The sequence below is a fragment of the Pseudomonas sp. MWU318 genome (genome assembly GCF_016756945.1).
In the GTDB taxonomy this organism is placed as follows: Bacteria; Pseudomonadota; Gammaproteobacteria; order Pseudomonadales; family Pseudomonadaceae; genus Aquipseudomonas; species Aquipseudomonas putida_A.
Genome location: NZ_JAESJL010000005.1, coordinates 405,849 through 417,894 on the forward strand (window position 1 = coordinate 405,849; position 12,046 = coordinate 417,894).

7 protein-coding genes are annotated in these 12,046 nt (G+C 61.5%); all 7 read left to right on the top strand.

Features of this window, described 5'->3' with window-relative positions:
* Positions 1 to 30 precede the first annotated feature (30 nt).
* The 7 genes from JN524_RS14960 (at position 31) to JN524_RS14990 (ending at position 11,955) form a co-directional block, all read left to right on the top strand.
* Positions 31 to 1,758, top strand: a complete 1,728-nt coding sequence (locus tag JN524_RS14960; protein WP_202369820.1) for an autotransporter assembly complex protein TamA — start codon at positions 31 to 33, stop codon at positions 1,756 to 1,758.
* Positions 1,755 to 5,429, top strand: coding sequence for a translocation/assembly module TamB domain-containing protein (locus tag JN524_RS14965; protein WP_202369821.1), 3,675 nt, complete (start codon positions 1,755 to 1,757; stop codon positions 5,427 to 5,429). The genes JN524_RS14960 and JN524_RS14965 overlap by 4 nt, the downstream gene beginning before the upstream one ends.
* A gap of 94 nt (positions 5,430 to 5,523) precedes the next feature.
* Positions 5,524 to 6,846, top strand: a complete 1,323-nt coding sequence (locus tag JN524_RS14970; protein WP_202369822.1) for a DUF308 domain-containing protein — start codon at positions 5,524 to 5,526, stop codon at positions 6,844 to 6,846.
* A gap of 183 nt (positions 6,847 to 7,029) precedes the next feature.
* The gene (locus tag JN524_RS14975) at positions 7,030 to 7,512 is read left to right on the top strand and encodes a MarR family winged helix-turn-helix transcriptional regulator (protein WP_202369823.1); all 483 of its coding nucleotides are present in this window, start codon (positions 7,030 to 7,032) and stop codon (positions 7,510 to 7,512) included.
* Positions 7,502 to 8,971, top strand: a complete 1,470-nt coding sequence (locus JN524_RS14980; RefSeq protein ID WP_097088148.1) for an efflux transporter outer membrane subunit — start codon at positions 7,502 to 7,504, stop codon at positions 8,969 to 8,971. The genes JN524_RS14975 and JN524_RS14980 overlap by 11 nt, the downstream gene beginning before the upstream one ends.
* A gap of 14 nt (positions 8,972 to 8,985) precedes the next feature.
* Positions 8,986 to 10,188 carry an HlyD family secretion protein gene (locus JN524_RS14985; RefSeq protein ID WP_202369824.1) on the top strand — a complete coding sequence of 401 codons (1,203 nt, stop codon included), beginning with the start codon at positions 8,986 to 8,988 and terminating at the stop codon, positions 10,186 to 10,188.
* A gap of 237 nt (positions 10,189 to 10,425) precedes the next feature.
* Entirely contained in the window at positions 10,426 to 11,955 is a 1,530-nt protein-coding gene (locus JN524_RS14990; RefSeq protein WP_027614637.1) for a DHA2 family efflux MFS transporter permease subunit, read from the top strand.
* The last annotated feature ends 91 nt before the right edge of the window (positions 11,956 to 12,046 follow it).

Genomic DNA, 12,046 nt, shown 5'->3' on the forward strand with positions numbered 1-12,046 from the left:
GCTCCCAAGCCCGTGATAGCATCCGCGCCTATGAAGTTTCCAGGAAGATTTACCAGTGGCGTGCTCATGCTGTTAACCAGCTGCGCGGCGCTGGCGCAAAGTGAATTGGACGTGCGGATCAAACCGTCCAACGACGAACTCAAGGCCAATATAGAAGGCTATATCGGCAGCCTCGGCGATCGTGATGAAGAAGCCTTGCTGCGCTTCAGTCGCGGGGCCGAGGAGCAGGCGCGCAAAGCCGCGCAGGCCTTGGGTTATTACCAGCCGCAGATCGACAGTGACGTGAAGGGCGGCGAAAAACCGCGCCTGGTGCTGAACATCGATCCCGGCGAGCCGATTCGTCTGCGCAATGTGACCATCCGCGTCGACGGGCCTGCCGCCTCCCTCAAATCCTTTCGTGTGCCGAGCAGTGACACGCTCAAGTCCGGCGCGGTGCTTAACCATGGGCGTTATGAAGACGCCAAACGCCTGATCCAGAACCAGGCCTCGCGCTTCGGCTTCTTCAGTGGCCATTTCACCAGCCAGAAACTTTTGGTCGACCCGCGTGCCGGGGTGGCCGACGTTGAATTGATCTACGACAGCGGCCCGCGTTATGCGCTGGGCAAAGTCAGTTTCGAGGGCGATACGCCGTTCGACGAAGACCTGCTGCAACGCATGGTGCCGTTCAAGGAAGGCGAGCCCTACGACTCCGAGCTGATCGCCGAACTCAACCGCGACCTGCAATCGAGCGGCTACTTCGAAGGTGTGCGCGTCGATGCTGCGCCGACGGCGGCGAAAAACGATGTGATTCCGGTCGACGTCAAACTCGACACGCGCAAACCACGGACCATGGGCCTGGGCCTCGGTTATTCGACTGACGTCGGCCCGCGGATCAAGGCCAACTGGACACGCCACTGGGTCAACCCGCAGGGCGACAGTTACGGCTGGGAAGCCGAATTGTCGGCGCCACGGCAGAACGTCGGGTTGTTCTATGACATCCCGCTCGACCCGCCGCTGACCGACAAACTGCGCTGGGCCGGTGGTTATCAATACGAAGATATCGACGGCTCGGACACCCTGAGCAAGCTGCTGACGTTTGGCCCGGAATGGCACAGCAAGTTGCCCAGCGGCTGGCAGCGAGTGATCTCGCTGAAATGGCAGCGCGAAGAATATGAACTCGGCGATGACTCTGGCCTCAGTACGCTGCTGATGCCCGGCATCAGTTATTCGTACCTGAAAAGCGACAACCGCATCGACCCGCACAACGGCTATCGCCTGACCTTTGAAAGCAAGGTGGCGAAGGAAGGCCTCGGTTCGGACAACAACCTTTTATATGGCACAGCGTTGATCAAAGGCCTGACCACGGTGTTCGACAACCACCGCTTCCTCGGTCGGGTGCAGGTCGGCGGCAGCGCCACCAACGGTTACAACTCGGTGCCGCCGTCCCTGCGTTTCTTCGCCGGTGGCGATCAGAGCGTGCGCGGTTACGACTACCAGAGTCTGTCCCCGGAAAACTCCAAGGGCGACCGTATTGGCGGACGCTACATGGTCGCTGGCAGCGTCGAGTACCAGTATTCGATTGCCGAGAAATGGCGAATCGCGACCTTCGTCGACCAGGGCAACTCCTTCAACAAACTCGAACTGCCGAACCTCAAGACCGGGGTCGGTATCGGTGTGCGCTGGGTCTCGCCGGTGGGGCCGATCCGCCTCGACCTGGCCCACGCGCTGGACGACGACGGCGGCATCCGGCTGCACTTTTCCATGGGGCCTGAGCTGTGAAGCGTGGTTTGAAAATATCGGCACTGGCGCTGTTGGCGCTGGTGCTGTTGGTTGTATTGAACATCGCAGCCGTACTCGGGACGCAGGCCGGCAGCCGTTGGGCGCTGAGCCTGGTGCCGGGTCTGAGCGTGGAGAATTTCCAGGGTCGCCTCGGCGGCCAATGGAGCGCCGATCATCTGCTGTGGCAGCAGGGCAGCAGCCGGGTCGAACTGAACCAGGCGATCTTCGCCTGGTCGCCGCTGTGCCTGACCCGCATGACTTTGTGCATCGAACAGCTCAAGGCCGATCAGGTGATCCTGCAATTCCCGCCGAGTGAGGAAACCACTGAAAGTGGCCCGATCAAACTGCCGGATCTGCAACTACCGGTGGCCATCGAACTCGGTGACGTACAAGTCGGCAGCCTGCTGTTCAACGGCAGCGAGCAGCTCAAGGGCCTGCAACTGGCGGCGCACTGGACGGCCCAGGGCCTGCAGATCGACAGCGTGAAATTGCAGCGCGACGACCTCAGCCTGAACCTCTCCGGCCTGCTGCAACCGACCGGCAACTGGCCGCTGAACATCGCCGGTGACCTGAGCCTGCCGTCCCCAGGCACTGGCCCATGGACGCTGGCGTTGAAAGTCGACGGCGATCTGCTGAAAACCCTCAACCTGCACGCCGACAGCCACGGTTACCTCGACGGCCAGTTGAGCGGCGAACTGCAACCGCTGGCGGAAAACCTGCCGGCCAAGGTGCGTATCACCTCCGAGGCATTCAAACCGAGCGCCGATCTGCCGGACACTCTGCAACTCAATCAACTGGTTTTGACCGGCGAAGGTGACTTGAAAAACGGTTACCAGTTAAACGGCAATGCCACGCTGCCCGCCGATAAAGGCCCGGTGGCGTTGCTGCTCAAAGGCAAGGTCGATGCCAGCGGCGCGCAGATCGCCGGCCTCGACCTGAGTGCCAATGACAAGCAAAGCCTGAAGCTCACCGGCAGCGTTGACTGGAGCAAGGGCCTCACGGCTCAGGCCAGCATCAACTGGCAGGATTTTCCGTGGCATCGGCTGTATAACGAAATCGACGAACCGCAAGTCGCCTTGCGCACCTTCACCGGCGAAGTCTCCTACACCGACGGTCAGTACCTCGGTAACTTCGGCGCCGACCTCGATGGCCCGGCGGGGGCGTTCAGCCTGAGCAGTCCGTTCAGCGGCAATCTGAAACAGATCGCCTTACCGCAATTGAAAATGCAGGCCGGGCAGGGCAAGGCCGAAGGGCATGTCAACGTGCAGTTCGCCGATGGCATCGCTTGGGACACCGCTCTGGATCTCTCTGCGCTGAACCCGGCGTACTGGGTTGCGGAGTTGCCGGGCACCCTGGCCGGGCCGCTGCGCAGCAAAGGCGAAATGAAGAACGATCGCCTGAGCCTCAGCGCCGACCTCGACCTCAAAGGCAAATTGCGCGGGCAACCGGCAATCCTCCAGGCCAAGGCCGACGGTGCCGGTGAGCAATGGAACCTCAACGCCCTGCAAATCCGCCTCGGCGACAACAGCATCAGCGGCAAGGGCAGTCTGCAACGGAAGCTCACCGGGCAGATCGACATCAAACTGACGCGTCTGGCCCAGCTCTGGCCGCAGTTGCGCGGGCAGGTCACGGGTCAGGTCAACGTTGCCGGTACGCTGAAGGCGCCGCAAGGCAAGCTCGGCCTGCAAGGTTCGCAACTGGCGTTCCAGGACAATCGCCTGCAAAGCCTCAACCTCGACGCCACGCTCGACAGTGCGCAACGGGCGAAGATCGATCTCAAGGGCAGCGGCATTCAGGCCGGCGACACGAACCTCGGCGTGTTGACCGCCAGCGCGCAGGGCGACATCAAGAGCCAGAAACTCAACCTCGACCTGCTCGGGCCGAAGTTGAAACTGGCCCTCGGCCTTGATGGCAATCTGGACAAGGGTAACTGGCGCGGTCGTTTGGCCAGCGGCGATATTCAGGCCGGCGGCCAGGATTGGAAACTGCAGAGCCCGGCCAAACTCGAACGCCTCGCCGACGGCAAGATCAACTTCGGCGCGCATTGCTGGATGTCCGGTAATGCCAGTCTGTGCGGTGAAGATCAGCGCCTGCTGCCGGAGCCGAAACTGCGCTATCACCTCAAGCAGTTTCCGATCGAAAGCCTCGCACAATGGTTGCCGAAAGACTTTGCCTGGCAGGGCAAGCTCAACGCCGACCTGCAACTGGACCTGCCAGCCAGCGGCCCCAACGGCGTGGTCAGCGTCGACGCCAGCGGCGGCACCTTGCGCATGAAGGAAAAGGATCAGTGGCTGGACTTCCCGTACCAGACCCTGAAGCTCACCAGCAAACTCACACCGAAGCGCGTGGACACCGAACTCAACTTCGTCGGCGGCAAGCTCGGCGAATTGATGGTGCAGGCACAGCTCAATCCGCTGCCGAAAAACAAACCGCTGAGCGGCTCGTTCCGTCTCTCCGGGCTGGACTTGTCGGTGGCGCGGCCGTTTGTGCCGATGGTCGAGAAACTCACCGGGCGCCTCAACGGCAGCGGCACGATTTCCGGCGGGCTGCTGGCGCCGCTGGTCAACGGCACGGTGAAACTCAGCGACGGCGAAGTTTCCGGCGCCGAGCTGCCGATGGAACTCAAGAACCTGCAACTGCAAGCAGTGATTGCCGGTGAGTCCGTGCGTCTAGACGGCGGCTGGAACAGCGGCAAGACCGGCCAGGGCAGCCTCAATGGCAACGTCGCCTGGGGCCAGGCGCTGATAGTCGATCTGGCGCTCAAGGGCACGCAATTGCCGGTCACCGTCGAGCCTTACGCCAAACTGGAAGTGGCGCCGGACCTGAAGATTTCCATGGCCGGCGATGAGCTGAAAATTGCCGGCAAGGTACAGGTGCCGCGAGGCGAAATCACCGTGCGTGAACTGCCGCCGTCGACGGTGAAAGTGTCCGACGACACGATCATCGTCGGGGCGCAGACCGAAGAGGGTAAACCACCGATGGCGATGAAAATGGACATCGACGTGGTGGTCGGCGAAGACAAACTGAGCTTCGCCGGGTTCGGCCTGACCGCCAACCTGCAAGGTCACGTGCACATCGGCGACAATATGGACACCCGTGGCGAGCTGTGGCTCAACGACGGCCGATACCGCGCCTACGGCCAGCGCCTGAACGTGCGCCGGGCGCGTCTGTTGTTTGCCGGTCCGATCGATCAGCCGTATCTGGATATCGAGGCGATCCGCCAGACCGACGACGTGATCGCCGGTATCCGCCTGAGCGGCAGCGCCGAGCAACCGACCACGCAGATCTTCTCCGAACCGGCCATGAGTCAGGAGCAGGCCTTGTCCTACTTGGTACTGGGGCGTCCGCTGAGCACCAACGGCGAAGACAACAACATGCTCGCGCAAGCAGCATTGGGCCTGGGCTTGATGGGCAGTTCCGGGGTCACCAGCGGCCTGGCCAAAGACCTGGGGATTCAGGACTTCCAGCTCGACACCCAGGGCAGTGGCAACACCACCAGCGTGGTCGCCAGCGGCAACATCTCCGAGAAACTCAGCCTGCGTTATGGCGTCGGCGTGTTCGAGCCGGCCAACACCATCGCGCTGCGTTACAAGCTGAGCAAGAAGGTTTATGTCGAAGCCGCCAGCGGTGTCGCCAGTTCGCTGGATATCTTCTACAAGCGCGATTTCTGAGAACGTGGCCAATAGCCGGGTCGTGACGCTGCGATCCGGTTTTTCCAGGATGTATTAGACTCACCGAACCCTCAAAACCTTGCCGGTTGCGCCTATGGTCCGCTTGAGTATGGTCTTGCTCGGTAATGACTTTGTCCGTAACCGTTGGTCGACGCTGGCGCTGACCGGCATTGTCTGGGGCGCGGCCGGGGTGGCGATCTTCATCGATGCACTGGACGGCGTGCTGTATTTCCCGCTGCATGTCTTTGGCTATCTGCTGTTACTCGAGGCCCTGATCATTCTGTTGGTGCCGGCACCGCAGACCGGAACCGCCGCCGCTTTGCGCAAGGCGCGCGGTCTGGCGTTCCTGCTGCTTGGGCTGCTGATCGTCGACCGGCAACATGTCGCCAGCCTGATTCTGGCAGTGCTGTTCGGTGTGGCGTTTCTGCTCGATGGCGGCTTTCGGCTGGCGGCGGCGGTGGTGGTGCGCTTTGTCGGTTGGCGACTGTCGCTGCTCACCGGATTGTTCGAAATCACCTTTGGCCTGTTCATCCTCGAACCGTATCCGACGCTGTATAAGGGCACGGTGCCGTTCTGCATTGGCATGAGCATCTTTCTTTCGGGCTGCGCGTTGTTGCGCCAATCACTGCGCTTCAAACACCAGCCACCGTTGGCGAGTCCGGCCTCGGTCGGTGGGCCGGCCCCCAGCACCGCGCTGGTGATCCATGTCTGGACCCCCAGCGGCACCGTCGATGACACTCTGGTGCGCAACCGTCTGCTCAATCGTTATATCGCCGCGGTCGACATCAACGGCGTGATCTCCGCCGGCCACGCGGCACTGGAATGTGGCCCGGACATTTACATCAGCCATTACCCGCTGGACGACATCGATCGTTCGGCGGGGGATTTCGTGCGCTTGCTGCGGGCGACGCCGAACAACGATGTCGCCGGGCGGTTTCTGCCGGACTATGCAGGGGAGGTGGCCGACTGGTGCCTGTCTTCGGTTCAGGTCAGTTTTGCTCACTATGACGCCCGGCGGTTGCAGGCGTTCTGGGCTGAGTATCGACAGAACAGCACGTACAACCTCACCAGCCGCAACTGCTCCAGTGCCGTCGCCCACAGCCTCGAAGCAGCCCTTGAAGGGGCGATGAATCGCGGGCGTTCGAGCATGCTCGATTTCGCCCGAGTGATACTCAGCCCCGAGTTCTGGGTGGCGGCGCAGGTGCGTAAACGCGCCGAAGTGATGGCCTGGACGCCCGGTCTGGTGCTTGATTACGCCCGGGCGCTGCATGCCGCGATCGAGCCGGCACCGCCGGGCTGGCACAGCATGTATGCGGTGACCAAGCGTGCCTGCGGTTATGCAGTGACTGCTTTGCGCGGGCGCGAAGTGCATCCCCTCCAGCCTCCGGCGGCTGCCCGTCCTTCCGACGAAGTCTGATCGGCTTTAAACCGGGTTGTTCCAATCGCTGGCTTGCCAGCGATAGCGTCCGCCCGCCAAACACAAAACCCAGTCCACTGGTCAACTAATTACAAAGCAACCTAACTATTACGTTGACATTCGCTGCCTAGGCAGTAACATCTCGACATACATTCACTGCCTAGGCAGTTATTAGGTAAGCACATGAAGCATTTCACCCCGGACGAATTCAAACATTGCCATCTCGGCCTGTTGCTTGGCCGTGCTGCGCTGCTCAAGGACAAGATCATCGACACCCACATGGAACCCCACGGCATCACCGCCGCGCAGTTCAAGGTGTTGATCATCATGGCCCAGTTCGGCGTCGACACCCCGGCCGAGCTGTGCCGGCATTTGTCGCTGGACAGCGGTTCGATGACACGCATGCTTGATCGTCTGGAGCAGAAAGGTTTCCTGGCTCGCCAACGCAGCGAAGGCGATCGCCGTCAGGTGCAGCTCAAGCTCACCGAGCAGGGCCAGCAATTGGCCGATCGCCTGCCGCACATCGGCGCCGATGCAATGAATGAACTGGCCGGCGCCGTCACCACGGACGAGTTGAAGACCCTGGAATACATCCTCAAGAAAATCCTGCTGGCAGCCGGTGACCCGATCACTATCCAGCGGTTAGGTGAACACAATGAGCGGTAAAACCTTGCGCACCAGCCTGACCCTGGTGCTGTCGGCGATGATCCTCGCCGGCTGCGCCAATTACAGCGGCCTCGATACTCAGGGCAAAAACCTCGACGCGAAAAGCCTGAAAGTCGGCCAGTCGCTCAACGGCGTGACCCTGTCGCCGGCCGCCTGGCCGAAAAGCGACTGGTGGACCAGCCTTGGCGATCCGCAACTCGACGGTCTGATCCGCGAAGCGCTGCACGACAGCCCGGACATGCAGATCGCCGAAGCCCGCGCGCATCAGGCCAGCGCCGCCGCGTATGCCGCTGATGCCGAACGCTATCCGACCCTCGACGCCAGCGCCGGCATCAGCCGTTCGCGTCTGGCCAAGGATCAGGACCCGCGCGGGCAGGGCGATGCCTATGCGACCGTGCGTAACGTCAGCGCCGGTTTCAATTACAACTTCGACCTGTGGGGCGGCCAGCGTGATGCCTGGGAAGCTGCACTCGGTCAGGCTCGCGCTGCCGAAGTCGACCGTCAGGCCGCGCAATTGACCCTCGCCGCCGACGTGGCCCGGGCCTACAGCGATCTGGGTCAGGCGCATATCGTTTACGACCTGGCCAACGACGATCTGAAACGCACCAAACAGATGCTCGATCTGAGCCAGCGCCGCTTGAGTGCCGGGATCGACAGCCAGTACCAGTTCCAGCAAACCCAAAGCCTTGAGGCCAGTTCCGAAGCCAGCCTGATCGACGCTGAAAAACGTCTGAACAGCGCGAAAATCGCCCTGGCCGTACTGCTCGGCAAAGGCCCGGATCGCGGCAACGAAATTGCTCGACCGAAAGTTCTGCAAGCCAGTGCTGTGGCGGTGCCGTCGGTATTGCCGGCGGAACTGCTCGGTCGGCGTCCGGATCTGGTCGCTGCGCGCTGGCGCGTTGAGGCCGCGAGCAAGGACATCGACTCGGCGAAAACCCGCTTCTATCCCAACTTGAACCTCACGGCTTCGGCCGGTGCCGAATCCTTGTTGGGTGACGCAATGTTCGGGTCGGCCAGTCGCTTCTTCAGCATCGCCCCGACCATTTCGGTGCCGATCTTCGACGGCGGGCGCCTGCGCGCCAACCTCGATGCGCGCGACGCCGATTACGATCTGGCGGTGGCGCAGTACAACAAAAGTCTGGTGAAAGCCCTCGGTGATGTCAGCGACACGATCAACCAGTTGCGTGACATCGGCCGGCAGATCGGCGCGCAGCAACACGCCACCGAGATTGCTCAGGATTCTTACAACACCGTCGTCCAGCGTTACGGTTCCGGCATCGGCAACTACCTGGACGTGCTCAGCATCGAGCAGCAATTGCTGCAGGCCCAGCGTCAGCTGGCCAACCTCAATGCCGAGCAGATCGACCTGTCGATTCAACTGATGCAAGCGCTGGGCGGCGGCTTTCAGGGTGAAACCCTGACCGCAGCCAACGCCACCCCAGCCACGTCGCACAACTAATTCAGGTATTTGTCATGGCCACTGCCGAAAACACCCAAACTCAAACCAACACCCCCGACACCGGCAATCCGCGCAAGCGCAAAGTGATGCTGCTGGTGCTGGCCGTCGTGGTCCTGCTCGCCGGTGCTGGCGTCTGGGCGTATCACGAATTCATCGGGCGCTTCAACGAAAGCACCGACGACGCCTACGTCAACGGCAACGTCGTGGAGATCACCCCGCTGGTCACTGGCACCGTGGTCAGCATTGGCGCTGACGATGGTGATCTGGTTCAGGAAGGTCAGGTGCTGATCAACTTTGACCCGAACGACGCCGAAGTCGGCCTGCAAAGTGCTCAGGCAAAACTGGCGCGTACCGTGCGCCAGGTGCGCGGCCTGTACAGCAACGTCGATGGCATGAAAGCCCAGGTCAACGCGCAACAGGCAGAAGTACAGAAAGCGCAGGACAACTACAACCGCCGGAAAAACCTCGCCGCTGGCGGGGCGATTTCCCAGGAAGAACTGTCCCACGCCCGCGACGACCTGACCTCGGCGCAAAACGCCTTGGCCAACGCCAGGCAACAACTGAAAACTACCAGCGCGCTGGTCGATGACACCGTGGTTTCGTCGCACCCGGACGTGATGTCCGCCGCAGCGGATCTGCGTCAGGCGTACCTGACCAACGCCCGCAGCACGCTGATCGCGCCAGTCACCGGTTACGTCGCCAAACGCACCGTGCAACTCGGTCAGCGTGTGCAGCCGGGCACTGCGCTGATGGCGGTGATTCCGCTGGATCAACTGTGGATCGACGCCAACTTCAAGGAAACCCAACTGCGTGACATGCGCATCGGTCAACCGGTGGACATCGAGTCCGACATCTATGGCAGCAGCGTGAAATACAGCGGCACCGTCGACAGCCTCGGCGCCGGTACCGGCAGCGCGTTTGCTCTGTTGCCGGCGCAGAACGCCACCGGTAACTGGATCAAGATCGTCCAGCGTGTGCCAGTGCGGATTCACATCAACGCCGAAGAGCTGGCCAAGCATCCGCTGCGGGTCGGTCTGTCGACCAACGTTGAAGTGAACCTGCATGACCAGAGCGGTCCGGTGCTGGCCCAGCAACCACCGCAAAAGGCCTCGTTCAGCACCAACGTCTACGACCGCCAACTGGCCGAAGCCGACGCGATGATTGCGCAGCTGATCCACGACAACAGCGCTGCGGTGAGCAAGACCGCGCAACGCTGAATCTTTCCCCTGTGGGAACAGGTTCTCAAGGTGATGAGATTTACTGTGGTGAGGGGATTTATCCCCGATGGACTGCGCAGCAGGCCCGGCTTTTCTGAATCAAAGGAGGGGCCGCTTCGCGGCCTATCGGGGATAAATCCCCTCGCCACAGTGTTTCCTTGCAACATTGATTTTTTCCCACAAGGGCTGCTGTGTCTGTAACAGACAGGGCGCCAACCCGGTTCCAAAGGATTCACAATGAGCAATAACGCCTCTTTCACGCCGCCCAGCCTGTTGCTCAGCACCATCGGCCTGTCGCTGGCGACGTTCATGCAAGTGCTCGACACCACCATCGCCAACGTGGCGTTGCCGACAATTTCCGGCAACCTCGGGGTGAGTTCGGAGCAGGGCACCTGGGTCATTACCTCGTTTGCCGTGAGCAACGCGATCGCACTGCCGCTGACCGGTTGGCTCAGTCGGCGCTTCGGCGAGGTGAAGCTGTTTCTCTGGGCCACTATCCTGTTCGTGCTGGCCTCGTTCCTCTGCGGTATCTCCACCTCGATGCCGGAACTGATCGGTTTCCGCGTGCTGCAAGGCCTGGTGGCCGGGCCGCTGTACCCGATGACGCAAACCCTGTTGATTGCGGTCTATCCCCCCGCGAGGCGCGGCATGGCCCTGGCGTTGCTGGCGATGGTCACAGTGGTCGCACCGATTGCAGGTCCGATTCTTGGTGGCTGGATCACCGATAGCTACAGCTGGCCGTGGATCTTCTTCATCAACGTACCGATCGGCATCTTTGCGGTGATGGTGGTGCGCTCACAACTGGCCAAGCGCCCGGTGGAAACCAGTCGCCAACCGATGGATTACGTCGGCCTGATCACGTTGATCATCGGCGTCGGCGCGTTGCAGGTGATCCTCGACAAGGGCAATGACCTGGACTGGTTCGAGTCGAATTTCATCATCATCGGCGCGGCGATTTCGGTGATCGCGCTGGCGGTGTTTGTGATCTGGGAAATGACCGACCAGCATCCGGTGGTCAACCTGCGCCTGTTCGCGCATCGCAACTTCCGCATCGGCACGCTGGTGCTGGTCCTTGGATACGCCGGTTTCTTCGGCATCAACCTGATCCTGCCGCAGTGGCTTCAAACCCAGATGGGTTACACCGCGACCTGGGCCGGTCTGGCCGTGGCGCCGATCGGGATTCTGCCGGTGTTGCTGTCGCCGTTTGTCGGCAAGTACGCGAACAAGTTCGACCTGCGCCTGCTGGCCGGTCTGGCGTTCCTCGCGATTGGCCTGAGCTGCTTCATGCGCGCCGAGTTCACCAACGAGGTGGACTTCCAGCACATCGCTCTGGTGCAGCTGTTCATGGGTATCGGCGTGGCGCTGTTCTTCATGCCGACCCTGAGCATCCTGATGTCCGACCTGCCGCCAAGCCAGATCGCCGACGGCGCAGGCCTGGCAACCTTCCTGCGCACCCTGGGCGGCAGCTTTGCGGCATCGTTGACCACGTGGATCTGGATTCGCCGCGCCGATCAGCATCATGCGTACATGAGCGAAAGCATCAGTACCTTCGAACCGGCGACCCGCGAGACCTTGAACCATTTAGGCGGCGCGAGCCAATCGGCGTACGCGCAGATGGATCAGATCCTCACCAGCCAGGCGTACATGCTTTCCACCGTGGATTACTTCACGTTGCTGGGCTGGGGGTTCATGGGGCTGATTCTGATTGTGTGGCTGGCGAAGCCACCGTTTGCGGCGAAGGCCGGGCCGGCTGCGTCCGGTCATTGATTGTGCGGTGATCGCTAAAAAATCGCAGCCTGCGGCAGCTCCTACATTGGAATGCGTTTTCTTGTAGGAGCTGCCGCAGGCTGCGATCTTT

Excerpts from the sequence above, each read along its gene's own strand:
- JN524_RS14980 (WP_097088148.1), top strand. The coding sequence starts at position 7,502 with ATGAGCGGTAAAACCTTGCGCACCAGCCTGACCCTGGTGCTGTCGGCG.
- JN524_RS14985 (WP_202369824.1), top strand. The coding sequence starts at position 8,986 with ATGGCCACTGCCGAAAACACCCAAACTCAAACCAACACCCCCGACACC.
- JN524_RS14990 (WP_027614637.1), top strand. The coding sequence starts at position 10,426 with ATGAGCAATAACGCCTCTTTCACGCCGCCCAGCCTGTTGCTCAGCACC.
- JN524_RS14970 (WP_202369822.1), top strand. The coding sequence starts at position 5,524 with ATGGTCCGCTTGAGTATGGTCTTGCTCGGTAATGACTTTGTCCGTAAC.
- JN524_RS14975 (WP_202369823.1), top strand. The coding sequence starts at position 7,030 with ATGAAGCATTTCACCCCGGACGAATTCAAACATTGCCATCTCGGCCTG.
- JN524_RS14960 (WP_202369820.1), top strand. The coding sequence starts at position 31 with ATGAAGTTTCCAGGAAGATTTACCAGTGGCGTGCTCATGCTGTTAACC.